The organism is Sporosarcina saromensis, assembly GCF_033253735.1.
In the GTDB taxonomy this organism is placed as follows: domain Bacteria; phylum Bacillota; class Bacilli; order Bacillales_A; family Planococcaceae; genus Sporosarcina; species Sporosarcina saromensis.
On record NZ_JAUBDI010000008.1, the window covers coordinates 18,378 to 37,431 of the forward strand.

At 41.2% G+C, this 19,054-nt stretch carries 17 protein-coding genes; 7 read left to right on the plus strand and 10 right to left on the minus strand.

Annotation, left to right across the window (positions count from 1 at the left end):
- Positions 1 to 83: 83 nt before the first annotated feature.
- From QT711_RS09765 to QT711_RS09775, 3 genes are all read right to left on the minus strand, one after another.
- On the minus strand, positions 84 to 1,052 hold the full coding sequence (locus tag QT711_RS09765) for an Rpn family recombination-promoting nuclease/putative transposase (protein WP_317943834.1): 969 nt from the start codon (positions 1,050 to 1,052) through the stop codon (positions 84 to 86).
- A gap of 238 nt (positions 1,053 to 1,290) precedes the next feature.
- The gene (locus QT711_RS09770) at positions 1,291 to 1,437 is read right to left on the minus strand and encodes a YfhE family protein (RefSeq protein WP_317943836.1); all 147 of its coding nucleotides are present in this window, start codon (positions 1,435 to 1,437) and stop codon (positions 1,291 to 1,293) included.
- A gap of 87 nt (positions 1,438 to 1,524) precedes the next feature.
- Positions 1,525 to 1,962, minus strand: coding sequence for a general stress protein (locus QT711_RS09775; protein WP_317943838.1), 438 nt, complete (start codon positions 1,960 to 1,962; stop codon positions 1,525 to 1,527).
- Between the two features lie 283 nt (positions 1,963 to 2,245).
- On the opposite strand from QT711_RS09775, the gene QT711_RS09780 reads away from it, so the two are divergent.
- Complete coding sequence (locus QT711_RS09780; protein ID WP_317943839.1) at positions 2,246 to 3,193, plus strand: AEC family transporter; 948 nt, start codon at positions 2,246 to 2,248, stop codon at positions 3,191 to 3,193.
- On the opposite strand, the gene QT711_RS09785 is transcribed toward QT711_RS09780, so the two are convergent.
- Complete coding sequence (locus tag QT711_RS09785) at positions 3,190 to 3,834, minus strand: hypothetical protein (RefSeq protein WP_317943841.1); 645 nt, start codon at positions 3,832 to 3,834, stop codon at positions 3,190 to 3,192. The two genes, QT711_RS09780 and QT711_RS09785, sit on opposite strands and share 4 nt — an antisense overlap.
- 216 nt (positions 3,835 to 4,050) lie before the next feature.
- Here QT711_RS09785 and QT711_RS09790 point away from each other — a divergent pair, with 216 nt between their 5' ends.
- Positions 4,051 to 4,317, plus strand: a complete 267-nt coding sequence (locus QT711_RS09790) for a hypothetical protein (protein WP_317943842.1) — start codon at positions 4,051 to 4,053, stop codon at positions 4,315 to 4,317.
- Positions 4,318 to 5,208: 891 nt separating this feature from the next.
- On the plus strand, positions 5,209 to 5,733 hold the full coding sequence (locus QT711_RS09795) for a CueP family metal-binding protein (protein WP_317943845.1): 525 nt from the start codon (positions 5,209 to 5,211) through the stop codon (positions 5,731 to 5,733).
- 159 nt (positions 5,734 to 5,892) lie between these two features.
- Here QT711_RS09795 and QT711_RS09800 read toward each other — a convergent pair whose 3' ends face one another.
- The 5 genes from QT711_RS09800 to QT711_RS09820 are packed head-to-tail and all read right to left on the minus strand — an operon-like array spanning position 5,893 to position 12,801.
- The gene (locus QT711_RS09800; protein WP_317943847.1) at positions 5,893 to 7,173 is read right to left on the minus strand and encodes an amidohydrolase; all 1,281 of its coding nucleotides are present in this window, start codon (positions 7,171 to 7,173) and stop codon (positions 5,893 to 5,895) included.
- A 43-nt stretch (positions 7,174 to 7,216) separates the two neighbouring features.
- On the minus strand, positions 7,217 to 8,734 hold the full coding sequence (locus tag QT711_RS09805; RefSeq protein ID WP_398295910.1) for an AbgT family transporter: 1,518 nt from the start codon (positions 8,732 to 8,734) through the stop codon (positions 7,217 to 7,219).
- Positions 8,735 to 8,743: 9 nt separating this feature from the next.
- The gene (locus QT711_RS09810) at positions 8,744 to 10,189 is read right to left on the minus strand and encodes a M20 family metallopeptidase (protein ID WP_317943849.1); all 1,446 of its coding nucleotides are present in this window, start codon (positions 10,187 to 10,189) and stop codon (positions 8,744 to 8,746) included.
- A gap of 20 nt (positions 10,190 to 10,209) precedes the next feature.
- A complete protein-coding gene (locus QT711_RS09815) occupies positions 10,210 to 11,472 on the minus strand; it encodes a Zn-dependent hydrolase (protein ID WP_317943851.1) in 1,263 nt (420 codons plus the stop codon).
- 3 nt (positions 11,473 to 11,475) lie between these two features.
- A complete protein-coding gene (locus tag QT711_RS09820; protein ID WP_317943853.1) occupies positions 11,476 to 12,801 on the minus strand; it encodes a hypothetical protein in 1,326 nt (441 codons plus the stop codon).
- Positions 12,802 to 13,099: 298 nt separating this feature from the next.
- Here QT711_RS09820 and QT711_RS09825 point away from each other — a divergent pair, with 298 nt between their 5' ends.
- The 4 genes from QT711_RS09825 to QT711_RS09840 all read left to right on the plus strand — a co-directional run bounded on the left by QT711_RS09825 (position 13,100) and on the right by QT711_RS09840 (position 16,799).
- Entirely contained in the window at positions 13,100 to 14,572 is a 1,473-nt protein-coding gene (locus tag QT711_RS09825; protein ID WP_317943855.1) for a BCCT family transporter, read from the plus strand.
- A 38-nt stretch (positions 14,573 to 14,610) separates the two neighbouring features.
- A complete protein-coding gene (locus QT711_RS09830) occupies positions 14,611 to 15,270 on the plus strand; it encodes a hypothetical protein (RefSeq protein WP_317943856.1) in 660 nt (219 codons plus the stop codon).
- A 221-nt stretch (positions 15,271 to 15,491) separates the two neighbouring features.
- Positions 15,492 to 16,079 (plus strand): hypothetical protein, encoded by a 588-nt coding sequence (locus QT711_RS09835; RefSeq protein ID WP_317943858.1) that lies wholly within the window; start codon positions 15,492 to 15,494, stop codon positions 16,077 to 16,079.
- Positions 16,080 to 16,229: 150 nt separating this feature from the next.
- On the plus strand, positions 16,230 to 16,799 hold the full coding sequence (locus QT711_RS09840) for a cupin domain-containing protein (RefSeq protein WP_317943860.1): 570 nt from the start codon (positions 16,230 to 16,232) through the stop codon (positions 16,797 to 16,799).
- A gap of 116 nt (positions 16,800 to 16,915) precedes the next feature.
- Here the strand turns inward: QT711_RS09840 and QT711_RS09845 are convergent, their stop codons facing one another.
- Positions 16,916 to 18,430 (minus strand): Na+/H+ antiporter NhaC family protein, encoded by a 1,515-nt coding sequence (locus QT711_RS09845; RefSeq protein ID WP_317943862.1) that lies wholly within the window; start codon positions 18,428 to 18,430, stop codon positions 16,916 to 16,918.
- Positions 18,431 to 19,054 lie beyond the last annotated feature (624 nt).

The following is a 19,054-nucleotide window of genomic DNA, read 5'->3' on the forward strand; positions in this document are numbered from 1 at the left end:
AACCATCCTTTGCTCATGTGAGTGAGTATGTAGGATGGTTACTTTCTTCATTTATACGCTCAGTAGCTTCCTAACAGAAAATATTACTGATTTGCTCGGTTATCAATGATGTTTTGTACCTGTTCAGCCGTCAAATCAGCAAGCTTACAAATTAATTCCAAAGGAAGAGATTCATCGTGCATTTTCAAAACAAACGCCTTTTTGGTTTGTTCCTTTCCTTGCTCGATGCCTTGCTCGATACCTTTTGCGATTCCGATTTCACGCCCTTTTTCAACGCCTTGCTGAATCCCTTGCTCGATGCCTCTTTCAATCCCTTTTTCAAGTCCAAGCTTTTCAGCATCTTCCATCCGTTGAATATGGTCACGCAGCGCAATTTCCCTGCTAAGAGCAAGGTGGAACGTTTCGGGATCCATGCTGAGTTTACGGATTTCCTCAAATGCTTCTTTGTATGCGGAACTTTCCATCGCGATTTCCTCCTTCATCTTTTGATTTCCTCTAAAAAATAGTAGCCATTTTTCGAGCGTATTCATATCATCTAGAGGCTTTTGCAGTTCTTTTGGCAATTGAATTACGTGTATCTCCAAGTGCTTAGAAAAGAGAAGTCCTTTTTTCGGTTCTATAATTTGAAATGTACTATGGATGTCTTTAATTGGCAACAAATCCGAAATGATAATCTGGATTACTTTTTTTAACTGTCCATATGGATCTGTACTTTTTATTTGTGAACTATACAAACTCGCCCAATAATACAGCATGCGTTCGTTGAAAGCAGTATGTCTTTCCAATTGCATTTCTATGTTAATTTGTTCGCCAAGTTCAGTCGTCGCACGCAAATCCATGATGGACAACTTATCAACGGCATACTTTTTCGTATTCATGGGATCTATTAACTGTAAAGACTTAATCGTACCCCCTAAAATTGAATTGACAAAATGCAGAAGCAACCGATTGTTCCGTTCATCTGTGAAAAACGATTTGAAAACAAAATCATTTCGTAGCTCTAGTAATTCAGAACCGTACACTTCCATATCTTCCTTCACGACAGTAACCAACGTACATCCCTCCATTTCGTTACAATTATAATAAAACAAATGTTCGTGGAAATCAATTAAAATAACGAATTATTCAAACTTTTATTAAGTGTATTCTATTCTATGTATTTTGTGAAGACTATTTTTATAATATCCCTCATTTGCAAGGTGGATTGTAGAGGACTGAAATGCATAACTAAAAACCGTGTAGACAAAGTTGAATCCTACTTGATCTACACGGTTTAGTAATGTCGTCCTATTATTTATTTTTATCTTTGTCGTTTTCCTCTTGCTCTATCGCTTTATCCGCCTTATTGAAGTCTTTTTGATAAAGTACTTCTTGTGCTGAACTGAGATTATTATTCTTGTCAGTCATCTGTTCATGTGGTTGTTTGTTCTTATCCATTTCAATTACTCCCTTCATCCTTGTGTCTCTATTACTTGTACCCAAACCTTGGAATACTATGCACAACTCAATGTTAGAGTACATCCATCATTTTTTCGGATCAACCAACACAAGCACTTTTCCATTTTGAACGTCATCTGCAAACTGTTCTGCATCATCATCCGGAACGCCTAGTTCAAGCAATGCGTGCTTTAATCCGCCAGCATCTGTACCAGCGCCGATTACTGCACCGCCAAACGTTGTCAAAATGGGGCCGGCCGCTAACACTGCACCAAATCCCGGAATCACAACGGTCGATAACCCAACTAGAACGCCTGCCATACCGATCGCACCGCCCGTTGCAGCTCCTGCAATCGCTCCATCCCTCGTTGACGGTTTAATTTCCTGTGTTACGGCATCCGGCGTTTCAATATGTTTAGCAATCACCGAAATCTCATCAGTTGTATAACCTTCCTTTTTTAATGATTCCACTATTTCAGCTGCTTCGTGTTCAGTCGAATAGACACCAATTACTTGTTTTGTCATAACAAAATCCCTCCAGTTCACTTCTGCGGTGATGTATCCTCTTTACCCATCCTGAAAGAAATCTATACATCGTTCCTTGAAAATTATTATCGCAATAAAATGAAAAGGACGATAGCACTCATGAAAATTGGCTCTCAAAACAAAAATGCATGAGAGACAGTTTGCCCCTATGCATCTTTCATTTGGATATTAAAAACGGAGTCTTTCGTTATGTTGATACCTTCTACGTACCTCTTTGCTAATTCATTCATACGCTACAACAATATGAAAAGGAGGGCTAAAGATGCTATCGATTGCCACGTTCATGCAAGTGTTACTCCCGTTGTATCTGATTGCAAGCGTCGGGTTTATCGCGCGTAAAATAAACGTCTTCCATACGCAGACGAATCAAGTGATTACCCTACTACTCCTGAACATTACGTTACCGGCATTAATCATCTATTCATTGAACACGAAGCTTACAAAAGAACTGCTTATCTCTTTTGAATGGTTAGTGGCAATGTCCATTTTCATCCTCGGCAGTTCCGTCATTGTCGCGTTCATTCTACGGAAGAAAGCGCGTTTGCCTGAACAACAAAAAAGTGTCTTTGAAAGCCTCATTATTTTTGGCAATCAAGGATTCATTGGTTATGCAATCATTTTTATTCTTATGGCTGAAGAGGGAATCGTGTATTTAACGATTTTCAATAGTTGTTATTTGCTACTTATTTGGTCGTACGGCATTTATTTATTCACAAAGGGTGCACACAAGGTGAACTGGAAAGGTTTGATCGTCAATCCAGGCATTGTATCGACCGTAATCGGGATTGTTATGATGGTTTTGCCTCTTTCTTGGCCAGAAGCATTTGTAGCAACCGTTGAAAGCATTGGCAAGATGACGATACCATTATCGATGCTACTCATCGGTAGTCTGCTTGCGGATATCCGATGGCGAACATTCCGCCAATACAGCACAAACAGGTATCTATGGATAGCGGCTGCTTTTCGTTTACTCGTGTTGCCAATTTGTTTACTGCTTATCCTTTATGTCCATGTGCCTTTTCCATTGCTAGTTGTTGCTGTGCTGACATCGGCGATGCCGAGTGCTACAACGACTTCGGTCTATGCCCAGAAGTTTGGGGCGGATGCGTCGTTTGCTTCGTTTGGTGTCCTTTTGACATCGGTGCTATGCCTGTTTACATTGCCGTTATTATATAGCCTTTTGCATTGGTTGTATCCGTATTTTTACTAATTTATCGTAGGAAACGTAATGACCAATTGACCTTCATGATTCATCACTTCAATGAGTGCATCGTCAAAGAGGTAAGGCGTGTCATTCTGATCACGTGGTGTAACCTTTTCATAGCTATTTCTAGCCGTTAGCACAGGGAAGGTGATTGGGATGAAACGTCCTTTATGTAAGACCCGCATATTGCCCATCAGGAATAACTCTTTGCTAGATGCGGCAAAGCTTAAGTGGCCGACTTTCTTATTTGTCGTACGGGAGATAAGTTTTACGTCTTGCAATAAAGCGATCATGCACAACATAATATCATTGATCACTTCAGGTGAAAGTTTATCGAATCCTTGTTCCACGAAAAAGGCATTGAGCTGGTTGCGGATTTCCTTAAAGGAGAACAAATTCTCGATTTTCTCTTTTTTTCCTTTGCCGAGGTTTTGAATGATTTCTTGGCAGTGGTCGAAATAGCTTTTAACGTACCCTGTCATCTGTTCACGTTGGACAAGGAATTGTCCGAGTTCGTTTAGTACTTTATTGGCTTGCGCATGTTTTTTGGCAAATAACAGAAATGCTAGCACGTCTTTTTCGTCAAATGACCGTTCAGCGAATTGTTTGTAATAATATGCAAAAAGTTGTTTTTCTTTATTGTCCATTGGTTTTCACTCCTTCACATCAGAATTTCATCATACCACGGATTGTTTTTCGAGATAATCGACACGTCTTATATTGCACAGATTGAGAGTTGTTTGAATAAACTCAATTCATTTCATTTTTGATTTCACCGGTGAATGCATTTAAAATAGACTTCTGTAGTTCTACTTGGAGTAGATGTACGGAAGTAACGAATAATCGGATTGCTGGAGGTTACTATGAATTATCGAATTATGAACAAGCAAGTATTTGAACAAGCGCAAGTGCGTTCAGTCTCAGATGTAACGTTCACAGAGGAGGAACTTCAACACGGCATGAAAATTGCGGTGTCAAAAGTGGACAAGACACTCGAATTGTATTTAGTCGATGTAGATGGACAGAAGAAGTTTGAAGTCCGGTGGGATGACTCCACGGAAATTTTCACAGGCTGGAATTCCGCTTGGGAAAACTTCACTTGGTGTCTAAATATCGTTGGAAACGAATAATAGGGTCAGCCGCCCTTGAATAAAAGCATGTTTTGATTTTTATTTCAAAACATGCTTTTATTTTTTTGTTGATTGCTGGAAATTAATAAGATGATAAAGTTCAGAATTCATATGAAACTTTCTGCCGTAAGTGATCGTATTAACTAGTAGATACACGACTACATTAAGTAAAATTGATAAATGATCATAACTTGTTGAGAGTTAACAGACGTATGGGAGAGAGAAAAATAACCATTGAAGGTGATGTTTTGAAGAATACAATATTAAGGGTTATTTGGATTGTGCCCAATGTATTCTGTTACATTATGCTGATTGGCTGCCTAATTTTTGTGGCTATTCATAAGAACGACATTGCTGAAATCGGTATGTTATCGTTATGGATTTTAATGCTCATAGCACTATTTATGGTAGCCCTATTTGGAAATTTACGTAGTAGATATTGGATAAAAACAGGGGAAATGTAGTGGTAGTTTGTTCATCAACACAAAGCGCGGAAAGGGGATCGCACACTTGGATTTTGCTAGAAAGTCTATCTATTACCTGTTCATCATTGCATTTGCCATACTTTATTTTTACATCCTCAGTTTGCTTTATAACTATTCGCCACTACATGTGGGGCATTCTCTATATCTTGGTCTTTTGAGTTTACTTGTAATTATTTTTTCTATCATCTTATCCGTTTTAACGGTTAATAAAATACGAAAAATATACATTGCCAAACTTTCATGATCGAGTCAGTGATGTTTTTACATAATGTCATTGTCTACTGCGTTCATCGTCCGACAGTGAAATCCTAAAGTTGCCTATGCTAGAATAGAGACACTAGCTGTTCACTTGAATGTGAACTTGATCACCTTCTGAAACATATAACGAACAGGAGTGAAATGCATTATGAAAAAAAGATTGATTTTAGTAATCGGTTTACTAGTAAGTCTTCTCTTGGTTGCTTGTAGTAAGGAAGATTCGGGGAATAAAAGTGAAGTCGAAGATATTAAAGAAAAGGTACATGAATATAGCGTAGGAAGTTTCCCAGACGATGTAACAGCGTCTATTACCTCACATGAACTCATTGTCACGGACAAAGGTCAAAAAACGACATTCGACTTGCCGAACGATGAATTCTTTGTTTCGATTGCTCCCTTTGTTGAAACGACTCATTCTTGTGCAATCCACAGCTTAACTGGGTGCCAAGGGGAATTAGTTGGAGAGGAATTTGGCGTGCTCATTAAAGATGAAGAGGGCAATGTAGTAGTAGATGAAACGATGACATCACTAGAAAATGGATTTATTGACTTGTGGTTACCGCGCGATAAAAATTTGTCGGTGAAAATTACACAAGGCGATAAAACAGTTGAATCTACTATTTCTACATTTGAAGGCGATAATACTTGTATTACGACAATGCAACTGACTTAATGCTGTTACAGAGTTGCATTTGTAACAGATTTGATATGCCAAACAATTGTTGAGTATAGCGATAAGTTTTTAAAAACTACTCATTAAGACCCGTGTTTGGACATAAAAAAGGATGTTCCTGAAATCAATTTTCTGGAACATCCTTTTTAATTAAATAACTCACTCCGTACGGCTTAATTCCTTTGCAGCGGCAAATAAAATTTCAGCAGCGGGGAGTAGGGCGTCTTCATTAATGTCGAAGCATTCGTGATGATGACCAGCAGCAAGCTCTGTGCCAAAGATGCAATAGGTCGCTTGACCACCGCGCTGTTGGACCGCTTCCAAAAAGTAAGTTGCATCTTCTGATCCTGCGTTCGCTTCACTTGTGACGTCCACATGTTGGATGAATGCATGATGCTTCGCAATATCGGCTAAGCGTTTTGCCAAGTCATCCGAGCATTTGCAGCTCACCGCTTCGCCAGCTGTTTCGATCGAATAGTCAATGCCGTACATTTGGGCAGCGCCTTTTACGATGTTTTCGACTTGTTCTTTCATGTAGTTGTTCACGTCACTCGTTTCACCACGTGTTTCGGCGACAAGTGTGGCATGGTTCGGGATGATGTTTCGTCCCGATCCAGCATGCAATTCACCTACGTTAATGCGCGAGTCACCGCCTGAATGTCGGCAGATGGCGTGCATATTCAATGCAGCACTAGCAGCGGCAAGCAAGGCGTTTTTTCCGGCTTCCGGTTCTCCGCCCGCGTGTGCAGCTTTCCCTGTAAACGAAATGTTGAGCTTCGTTGTCGCTAAAAAGCCATTGTTTGCAGCGACAAAATGGTGTTGCGGCACACCCGTACCGATATGAGAGGCGATGAAGTAATCTGTGTCGTCTACAACTCCGGCACGAGCCATTGCTTTTGCGCCTCGCGTTCCTTCTTCTGCTGGTTGGAAAATGAGCTTAATGACACCGTTCAGCTCTTCTTGCTTTTCTGCAAGTAGCGTAGCGAGTCCAAGACCTATTGACGTGTGTGCATCGTGCCCGCATGCATGCATCGATCCGTCAGCAGTTGACCGGAAACCGAATGAAGCAGGCGTATGATCCGCTGTATCTGCCTCTAAAATCGGCAGTGCATCCATGTCTACCCGGAACGTAACGGTCGGACCAGGGCGCTTTGTATCGAGCGTTGCAACGATGCCTGTGAACCCTTCCTCAAAATAAGGAAGGAAGCGTTCGACGGCACCGTTTTCAATTGCCCAAGTGACATGTGCTTTTGTTTTAGCTGCATCGGGTTTCCCCATGCATTCGTCTTCTTTCATCACTTCTTTACCGAGCTGTAAGTCAAACCCTAACGGTTCTAAAATGCTTGCTACGATGGATGCCGTACGGATTTCTAGAAAACCTTGCTCGGGAAATCGGTGAAAATCACGTCTCCAGTCAATCATTTGTTCTTCTAGTTGCATACTAATGCCTCCTGAAATGACGAATTGTTGTTTGTATTCTTTATTACATACGTGCTGGAATACCAGGTCCGAACGGAATGCCTGCATAGAAGAATACAAGAATTAAAATGATCCATGTGATTAAGAATACAAGGCTATATGGAATCATTAAGGACATATACGTTCCGATACTAGCTTTCTTATCATAGCGTTGCATGAACGCCAAAATAATGACCATGTAAGGGAACAACGGCGTAACGATATTTGTAGATGAATCCGCAATACGATAAGCAACTTGCGTGAATGCCGGATGATACCCAAGCTCCATAAACATCGGTACGAAAATTGGTGCTTCAATAGCCCATTTTGCTGAACCAGATGTAATGAGGAAGTTCATAAGTGATGTGAAAATAATATACCCGATGATAAGTGGCATTCCTGTAAAGTTGACGCTTTCTAGGAATTCCGCACCGTTGACAGCTACCCATGTTCCTAAGTTCGACCAGTTGAAATACGCAGTGAATTGTGCGATTGCGAATACGAGTACGATATAGCTAGACAAGTCTTTGACGGATTCAGACATGTAGTGGCTAATATCTTTACTAGACTTAATTTTGCCGATAACCATACCGTAAGTTACCCCGATAATAATGAAGAAGAACAAGATAATCGGAATGATACCGCTTAAGAACGGAGATTTCGGAAGTAATTCGCCGTTTTCATTTGTTAATGGGCTGTTCGGTAAGTAAATCGTTACGACAATTAGAATGACATATAAAAGACCTGCAAGAACTGCTGATATGAACGCTTTCTTCGCCTTCGGATGTTCTTCCGTCTCTTCGTCTACAACAGCATCTCCTTTGTAGACACCAAGACGAGGCTCAATGAATTTCGTTGTCAGCAAGCCCCCGACAATTGTTAAAACGATAACGGACGCGATATTGAAAAACCAGTTATCTACGGGTGACACGATGAATGTTTCATCCATGATGCGTGCAGCTTCTGTCGTAATACCCGCAAGCAATGCATCTGTTCCAGCAATGAACAAGTTTGCCGTGAAACCTGCACCTGCTCCTGCAAATCCTGCAGCTAGACCCGCTAAAGGATGACGGCCGACTTTATAGAAGACAAGTGCTGCAAGTGGTGGAATTAATACGACTGCAGCATCTGACGCCAAGTTCCCCATGATCCCAACGAATACAACTGTGTATGTCAGTAGGAAAGGGGGGGATTTCAAAATTGTTTTACGTACAGCATAGTCTAACATCCCAACTTTTTCAGCTAATCCAACACCAAGCATCATGACGACGACAAGGCCAAGTGGCGCAAAGCCCGTAAAGTTATCGAGCATCGATGTGAGGATGAACTGCAAACCTTCTGCAGAAATCAAGCTTTTAATCGGTAGGACTTCACCTTTACCTGGATGGACAACAGAAGCGTTAAACAAACTGAAAATCCAAGAAACAATAATCATTAATACTGCTAAACCGACAAATAGTGCGAATGGATCGGGTAATTTATTCCCTACCTTCTCAACAATGTCCAAAAACTTTTGGAAAAAACCTTTCTTCTCTTTCATCATTTCACCTCTTTAGTAGATTCTTTTTCCGCCAAGCGTAGATGGACTGACATCTTTCGGAATCGGCGGATTATATGGGTTTTGGTGCTCAAATTGAGCATGTTCTTCTCTCACTTGTGCAAGTTTTTCACTTGATGTGAGTAGATCAATACCAGTCAAAGCCATTGCTGAAGCTGCACGGATCATCCCGCGATGCGCAAAATCTGAAAGCCCTTGCGCCGTCATTTGCCATGTATGAAGTGCTGTACCAAGCGTACTTGTTGCAGCCGTAAGTTGGGCAGTAGGGAGCACCCAGCTGACATCCGCTACGTCTGTCGAGCCATAGAAAATTTCCTCAGATGGGACATAATCAGAAATTTGATCATTCAAATACTTGCCTTTGAATTCACTACCGTCTCCGATGTAGCCGAATCCACTCATAACATCTAAGTAAAATTCTTGCTCATCAGATGAGAATGTCTCCCAAATCTGTTTTGCGTACGCCTCTTCTTCGGCAGACACTTCACCAGCTCCGACTTCTTTCAAGTTTTTGTGAAGGATTTGTTCCAAACTTCGATTTGGCACATAGTTGGAGCACGCTTTAATGAATTCAATTTCCACGTTCGTTTCCGTCATGAGTGCTGCACCTTCAGCAATCTTGCAAATCCGTTTATAAATCCCTTCGACTTGATTGTTTTTAGGTGCACGAATTAAGTAAAGCACTTCCGCTTGTGGTTGCACGACAGCAGGGGATAGGCCGCCTGTATCGGTAACGGCATAGTGAACACGAGCATCTTGAATGATATGCTCACGCAAGTAATTGACACCGACGTTCATTAATTCGACTGCATCCAACGCACTTCTGCCTAGGTGAGGGGAGTTTGCTGCGTGTGCAGATATCCCTTTGAAACGGAAAGCGACTTGGTAGTTTGCTAGCGTCGGTCGGCTCATAATGGAATTACCCGGTGACGGATGCCATGTCAATGCGGCGTCAACGCCTTCAAACGCACCGTCTCGCACCATGAACGTTTTTCCCGATCCACCTTCTTCACCTGGGCAGCCGTAAAAGACGACCGTACCTGGCAAGTTGTTCGCTTCTAAATAGGCTTTCGTTGCACAAGCTGCAGCAAATGCGCCTGTACCGAGTAAATTATGTCCGCATCCATGTCCGAAATGAGGGGTTTCTTCAACAAGCTCCTTTTTAGCTGTTCCTGGCGTTTGGCTCAATTCGGGCAAAGCGTCATACTCACCTAAGAAAGCAATGACCGGTTTCCCTGAACCGTATGTCGCTTTAAACGCAGTAGGGATATTGGCAAGTTTACGCTCGACCGTAAAACCTTGTTTCTCACATTGCTCTGCTAGAAACTTTGCAGATTCAAATTCTTCAAACCTTGTTTCTGGATGCTGGAAAATATAAGCGGATACCTCATTGAAGTAGTCTGCTTTGTTATCCATATAATCTTTGATGAATGTATACATGTAAAATTTCCTCCTAGTTTTCAGTCTAATGATGGGTCTTCATTGCTTGCTACTCGTTTTAAATATTCGGCAAGCACTTTCGTTCCTTTCAGTAGATCGTCACTATCGGCATGCTCTGACGGATGATGGCTCACTCCGTTACGGCAAGGGATGAAAAGCAACCCGCACGGCCAGCGTTTTGCTAGATTCATCACGTCATGTCCTGCACCACTATTTAGTTCCATCGATGACAATCCGATGTCGTTACATAGTTGGGTAAGTGTTGCATGTATCGCTGGGTCCAACTCAATCGGGTCATCATCAACGAGTATTTTGATCGAGACCGTCACCGCTCGTTTTGCTTCGATGGTCCGAACGAAATGATTAATCTTTTGGACCAGTTCGTGTTTTGCGGCAGCACTTGTACTTCGAATATCAACGCCTAACACGACTTCTCCTGGAATCATGCTCATCGCATTTGGACTATTTTGGATTGTGCTTACCGTCGCGACAAGTGGAGTATTTCGTTGATTTATCGCAAGCGTTTCCTGTTCGATGAAGCTGATAAGCGGTGCGATTGCAACGAGCGCATCTTGCCGTTCATCCATCGGCGTAGAACCTGTATGATTTGTTTTGCCAATGGTAGTAATCCGAAGTCTCGTCGGTTGGGCGATGGTGCGGACGATCCCGATGTCCTTCCCGGTTTTTTCAAGTTGCGTCGCTTGTTCAATATGCAATTCAATAAATTGCTCAAGCTGATGATCTTCTAGTCGAGCTTCATGAAGGGCGTCCCAATCTAATCCACAATCTGTAAACGCTTTCTTTAACGAGATGCCACTCGAGTCCTCGAACAAAGCAAGTTTGTCCGTGTCTAACAAGCCAGCAATCGCTTTACTGCCAATCGTTGATACATTGAAACGCGCAGACTCTTCGCAGGCAAAGGCAATCACGGCAATGTTCTTTGTCGGTTTAAAACAAGCATCTTTTAGTAGTTTGACCGCGGCAAGACTAGCGACGACTCCTGCTACACCATCGTATCCGCCACCGTTGTAAACCGTATCGAGATGCGAGCCTGTAGCAATTAAATCTGCAGATTCGTCAACTTGCCATACCGCCCATTGGTTGCCAGCTGCATCCTGGAACGTTTGCAAGCCAAGTTCTTTCGCGATGGACCGAAATTGTTCTTGAGAGGCTTGTTCTTCTTTCGAATAACCGAGACGTGAAAACCCTTTAGGCTGGTCCATCGTTTCAACGAGGTTGAGTCGACACAACGTCTCTTCAATCCAACAAGTGAGTAGTTCCATCACTTACTCCTCCTTCCTGAAGAGGAGTTCCATGTCCGAAAAACGGTACACATTGCTCGGTCGTCCTCTTTGTGTCGTTTGCGTTCGTTCATGAATTGTAATGACCCCGGCTTGTTGTAATTCCAATAAGATACGCCGCGCATTCCGTTTCGTTTGCGAAAACCATTGCGCCACATCGTCCGCCGTAAATGCTTGTCTGTTATAGCGTTGGCAATGAAAAGCTAATCGCAAAACATCACGAGCGTTGCTGTCCGTCAACTGGAACCGGTCTTGTAACGTGGCACGCATTTCAGTCGTGTTCAATTGATTGGCGTAATCGCTTTGGACTTTTTGCGTAATGTCTTTCTTTGTTCTTACAATTAAAATGTACGGTTCTTCAACGGCTTGCAATTGATTGAGCCCATGTCGCACATGTTGTTCAGCTTCAAGAACGGTTTGTCCGTAACCAATCGTAAAACCGACATCCAATTGCTGATTCAATTTGAATGTTTCAATCATGTTCAGTAATGAAGCTTCAATGTCTTCGTCAACTTCACCTTTCGTTGTATAGATTGAATAAAGACCATCAGCATTCTCAACAAACGATCCGTTCAATTTTTGCGTTAATGTGAGCAAATCTTTTTTAACGAGCAAATCTTGGTGCTTCCATTCAAAAATGGATTGTTCGATGTTTTCATGTGCGTTCAACACTTGGCAACCGAGAACAGCCATTTGCAAGTTTTCATAGTGTTTTGACTGTGCTTTTTCAATAAGTAGCTCAAGTGCTAACTTGATCGCAATGTACGAAGGGGTGAGCCGGTACACAGGGATGTTGACGGCTTGAAGGCGATCGAATACATCTTTTAACGCTGTAATGGCTACTTCCGTTTTCCCTTCTTTATACATTTTCTCATGCAAACTAGCGATCTGCTTACTGTCGCCGTTAAAAGAAGAAGGGATTGTACTAAATCGGAGATGGTCAAAATTATAAAAGGAGACGACTTTCTCCATTTCTTCATCCGTAATGTAATCAATACTCACAGAGTGAATCATTCTTCCTTCTTTCTCTTGAATTTCTAGTAGTTTGACGAAAAAGCTGGAACCGTGTAAATAAGGATAATTCGACTGTTCTTCCGGTACCAGTTCATGTTGCAGTGCGTACATATGGTTCATCATCCCGGAAAACAGCCACTGATCGACAATTGGACGACCTTGCTCAATGAGGCCAGGTAATTCACTCACTTTTTCGTAAATGAATGGAATGCACTTTGCATGTGGAAACTCTTCTGCAACGTATAGGATCTTTTCAACCGATTCAGCAGGTCCAATAACGCCGATCGTGACAAGCAATGAGGCACCTCCTCTCCAATGTGAAATGCGATTTAAGGACAAATTCCTTTAAGTTTCCTTATACGTTACTATAAAGCGCTTTCACTGTCTATATGTTTTTCTTTGGAAATATTAGATTGTTTTTTAGAAACATTGATATGATGGGGTTTTAGCGATGTAAACGAAAAAATAGAGTGAAAAAAGTTTAGTTTTGTTTTTAATGGGGAATACTTAAACGCTAACTAGATAACTTGTCGCGCTTTAATTAGTAGATGAAGACATTGCATTTAAGAAGAATAAGTCGAAAGGAGAAGTTTTTTTGCATATTACTAGAGTATTTTGGTATGCAGTCGTTATTTGTATAGCGATTGTTTTATGGGGTTCACTTGCTCCCGCTCAATTAAACGATTCAACAAAGGTAATAACAGCATTTATTTATGATCACTTTGGATGGTTTTATATTTTTGTTATTGTCGCCATGATCAGTTTCTGTTTTTACATGATGTTCTCCCGATTTGGTAAGGTGAAGTTAGGGAAAGAAAATGATGAACCGGATTTTAGTTTACTTGCATGGTTTGCAATGCTTTTCAGTGCAGGTATGGGGATTGGCCTTATGTTTTTTACGACAGCGGAAACGATCTCCCATGCATTTATCAGTTCACCAAATGCATCACCGGGATCCGACCAAGCAATTATTGAATCCCTTCAGTATGTCATGTTTCACTGGGGGCTTCACGGTTGGGGACTATATAGTATTGTTGCGCTCGTGTTAGCGTACTTCAAATTCAGAGTAGGTGCGCCAGGATTAATTAGCGCTACATTGGAACCGTTATTCGGCAAAAAAATAATGAGAGGCTCTGTCGGTCATATTGTGGATACACTTGCCATTTTCGCAACGGTTGTTGGAGTAGCTTCTACACTTGGATTTGGTTCAGCGCAAATAAACAGCGGATTGACGTATTTATTTGATGCACCGAAAACCTTTTGGTTCCAACTCATCATTCTTTTAGTAGCAACGGTTTTGTTTATACTCTCAGCATGGTCTGGAATTGGCAGAGGTATCAAATACTTAAGTACAGTCAATATTGTTGTCGCGTTCATCCTACTCATTTTGTTATTCATCGTCGGACCGTCGATGTACATATTAAATCTGTTTACGACATCGATCGGGAAGTATGCGAGTAATTTTATTGAAATGAGTTTTGAGCTCCAACCGTTAAATGGCGACAAACGTCAATGGATTAACGATTGGACAATTTTCTACTGGGCTTGGTGGATCTCTTGGGCTCCATTTGTTGGAATGTTCATCGCGCGTGTGTCTAAAGGGCGTACAATTAAAGAGTTTGTTGCAGGTGTTTTGCTTGCTCCAACACTTGTAACCTTCATCTTCTTTGCAGTATTCGGTGGATCGGCATTATACTTGGAGCAAAATGGGATAGCCCAGCTGTCCTCATTAATCACAGAAACAGTGACATTCGGTATGTACGAACATTATCCGCTCGGTACGGTCTTGTCTTTCATCACTGTATTCGTGATTGCAATCTTTTTTATCACATCAGCCGATTCGGCAACGTTTGTTCTTGGTATGTTCAGTACAGGTGGTCAATTGAATCCGTCCAACGTCGTCAAAATCGTTTGGGGTCTCACGCTAGCTGCAATGGCTGCGATTGTCATGTACTCCGGTGGGATTAAAGGCTTCCAGAATATGCTTATCATTTCCGCATTGCCGCTTTCCCTTATCGTTATATTAATGGTTGTTTCTTTTTACAAAATCATTCAGCAAAAAGAATAAGCCTTTAGCTACAAAAATTCTCAAGAGGTGTGATTTTAGTGAATTTATTAAACGTTCGAAAAGGACAATTTGTCTATTACAACAATAAGTTGCACAAGGTGTATTCCGTCAAACCGTTCTTTAAAAAGTCTGTGCACCTTATTCGCCTAGAAGACTTGGAACAGGAAATCGTTACTGCAAAAGAAATTACATTGTACAAACCAAAGCATTTGGATAGTTTCCTATTTAATTATGAACGGTATACGTTGCATAAAGAAGCAAAGGCGAGTGTGGGAGATTATATTTTAATCATTAATCCCAAACCAGACTCCTTGGATCATCACCATCTTCATGCAATTGAAATCGTTTCTTCTATTGAAGCAAATGGTGTTATCAGTAATAAATCCAACGGTATTAAACATAGTGAGTACTGGGTCATGGTTCCGAGGCTGGAAGAAGGGGCGACGATCATTGACTTGGCACAACCCGATAGCCATGAATCGGCCGAACAGGCAAAGAGACAAGAACAGCATATACGTCAGACGTATACGCCTAAAATTGGCGATGTCTATCAGAAAAACAATACTGACCCTGTTTTACAAGCGATGGTCGTTGCCATTAAAGGTGACACAGCCTATTTAGGCGGTGATATCGAGGTGCCGATTGAAAAGTTAATAAACAGCAAGACGTGGAGTTTACTTGCCCGGGTACCATTGTAAGGAATGCATACGTAAAAGCGAGTCAATCAGACAAGTTCTGGTTGGCTTTTTTCATTCGCCTTCCCCTCATCTTTTGTGTATTGAAATTTTTGATTTGTTTCTACATGGGTGGATTGACTTTCAACTGGAAGGTGTTTACAGTTAAAGTGCTAGTGCGTGATTCTTTAAATACATGGTGAATAATCGATTGATACTGAAAATCGGAGAGGGGGAAGCATTTCATGTACATTACAGTTATTACGGGTTTATGGGTATCCATACTTCTTTTCTTAACTATTCGATTCATTCGTATTCTTTTTAAGATGAGACAGACGGTTGTTTTTCCATTGACAGAAGTTGAGTGGAATTCCATTCAAGTTCATCCGAATAAAACGGTTGGCAAGCCGGACCTCTCTCACCAAAAGATGGCTGTATGGGGAAATGGCCTAGTCATTTTTTTCATCACTGTGTGGATTGTAGTGGAAACATTTCTCTTAAAACGTCATTTTCCTGCCGCTATCGTGTTCGCTCCAATATTGTGGAACTTGCCTAAACTATGGAATCTATTCGCTTTTCTAAAACAAGGAATTGTTTGTGGTAACCGTTTTATTCCGTGGAATCGGTTAGAGTCCTATCAGTTCATCCAAATCGATAAACATCATCGCTATTATGGCTATTCACCTGAACTGAATGAAGGCTATGAGTTACTAATTCATACGAAATTTTCAGAAGTGAGCTGTCTTGTGACAACGGAATCGGTCAAGCAAAAGCTCATACTTCTATTGGAGGAGCAACTAAAAATCCATCAAACAAGACCGATAGGCATGTAGAACGAACAACACCGATCGATGGAGGATTTCTTTTAGGTGTACGGATGAAAGGTAAAACAGCAGAAACGTAATGATAAATCCATCACTAAAGGACGTTTCAAAGACATTCGCATATGCTAGAAGAAAAGTTTGAAAGGAAGAGCGAGTCCTATGTATTATCCACCGTACGGCTATCCGAACCAACCGCGCAATTATTGGAATGGTTCAATGCAGCATTCAGCAGGTAATCCAACCTATCAACCTTGTCCTAATGGAGCGATGCAGGCCTATCCCTCTCATCACAATTATTTTCCATATCAAACGGCTCCTACAGATTATGGACCGCAACCATTTGTCTTGAACATTGATGAAGCGACGAAACAAAACAATACTTTCCGTACTGCCATATGGACAGGAACTTATTTACAAGCGACATTAATGAGCCTTCAACCGGGAGAAAGTATCGGACTTGAAATACATCCTGATGTGGACCAGTTCATACGCATTGAACAAGGAGAAGGAATTACACAAATGGGCAAGCAAAAAGACCGGCTAGACTTTCAAGCTGCTGTAGCGGAAGACTCGGCAATCTTTATTCCTGCTGGTGCATGGCACAACCTCACGAATACAGGGCGTATTCCGTTAAAGCTGTACTCGATTTATGCACCTCCTAATCACCCGTTTGGTACTATTCACCCGACAAAAGCAGCCGCAATGGCGGCGGAATATGGAACCGAGTAAGTGTCGCCATTTTAAATTTGCGTTGTAGAAAGCTTAAATAGTAAAAATGCCTGAAGGATCATTCCAATCAGGCATTTTCTCTGTTCACTCAATTTGTCCACCTTGTAATCTTGTAGCTATGCTGAAATAATCTGTGCTTGTTTCCGTCGCGATAAGACGAGAGTCGTTACGACAAGTAGAAGTATTGCCAAGAGTAGTGTATAAGCACTTCCTGTCAAACCAGCAACAATGAACCCAACAAGCGCAATAGAGGCATTCAACAATGCATAAGGGAATTGCGTTTTCACATGATCCAGATGATCCGCGCCTGCTCCAGTTGAAGAAAGAATGGTCGTATCAGAGATTGGTGAGCAATGATCTCCAAAAATTCCTCCGGATAAAACTGCACCGATACAGACGAGTATATGCGCGTCCAACGAAATCGCCATCGGAATTGCTATCGGCAACATAATTGCAAATGTACCCCAAGACGTACCAGAAGCAAGCGCCATAACTGCACCGACAATGAAGAGAATGGCCGGGATAATAAATGCAGGTACATTCCCTTTCATGATTTCCACAATGAAAGCAGCAGTCCCCATCTCACCAATGACTTTACCAAGTGACCACGCAAGAACAAGTGTCGTCGCCACATACACCATCTTTTGCATGCCGCCTGTATAAATATCAAAGATCTCATTGAATTTCTTCACTTTATACACAATCATTAAAACAACAATTGTAATCGCCGCAAACAAGTAAGCCGTACTTAACGCCACACGGAATTCGCTTCCTGGAACAGGCGTTACCGGGAAACCTTTCGACACGAGCAATCCAAACAACGTTGCAAATAAAACGAGAAGCGGAAGCCATATGAGAATTGTACGGCTTCCCGTCGTATAGTCCTTCATTTCTTCGGCTTTCCGCAACGGTTTGGACTCTGGCCAATACAGCTGGCCAGTTTGACGTACACGTTGTTCCGCTTTTGCCATTGGACCAAAATCCAATTTCGTAATGGCGATTAACGGCACAAGCAAAACTGTTAAAATCGCATAAAATTGAAAAGGGATAACTTGGATAAGTGTGCTGAATTCTGAATCAGCAATATTCAACTTATCAAACTCTGCGCGAATTAATCCCATAATATAGACGCCCCACCCGATAAACGGTATTAGAACAGCTACTGGTGAGGCTGTGGAATCAATAATCCAAGCAAGTTTCTCCCTCGAAATTTTCACCTTATCAAAGATTTTTTCAAAAACAGGTCCAACGATAAGCGGCGTACCTAAGTCAGAGAAGAATATGAGTATGCCGCCGAACCAAGCTGCTAATTGCGCATTTGCTCGTGTTTTAATAAATTTCATGGATGCTGCAGCAAGGGCCGCTCCGCCCCCAGATTTCTCCATCAAAGCAACAAAGCCGCCGATGAAGAACAGCAATACAAGTACCGCTGCATTATAACTATCTGTCAGTTGAGGAAATAAGTATTCTCCAATGACGCCAGTCGTAGCTGACAGCGGATTCCCGCCAACAAGAATAAGCACACCGGCAAACACGCCGGAGAATAACGAAATCAGTACATTTTTCGTAACGATCGCTAAAATGACCGCAATAATTGGGGGAATTAACGATAACAGTCCCATATGTTCCATACAGTCCATTCCTCTCTAAGATTATTCATTGCATAACTATACAATAATATCATTTTATATACAACGTGAGAAAGAGAATTCGAATTTACATGCGTTGTAGAATTATCAATAATGCATAATGTCTAACCTTATATTATAAATTTTTTCTTGGATTTAAAAAAGAAACTATACATAAATATAGTACGCGTTTCTATTGTCAAGATGGCTATCATATTAAATAGGTTCAGGCCTATGTAAGTTCCCTACTATTTGATAACAAATGTAGAAATATTTTGTATTCGTATAAAAGTTCTGTTCAAGTTGTTGATAGCTATAAGGGATGTAACTAAAGTATTTGTGGTTGTACTATTCTTTTATTTTATAAATATTCCAATAGCTATTTTATGTTATTCTTGTTCATGTAATAGCTCAATTTACAAATCGGCTTTTAAGGATAGATTTAACTACTTCAATATCAATTGCTTTTTTAGATATTAGTTGCCGAGCAGAGAAACGAGCAAACTACATAATAAACAAACCTTTATCATGCGCTATAAAAGTTTTTTATTGGTTGTTTAAATTTTTTCAATTTCCTTTAATCGAAGGACTCTTGTACGATTTGTTTACAGAGTATTCGCTCCTCGT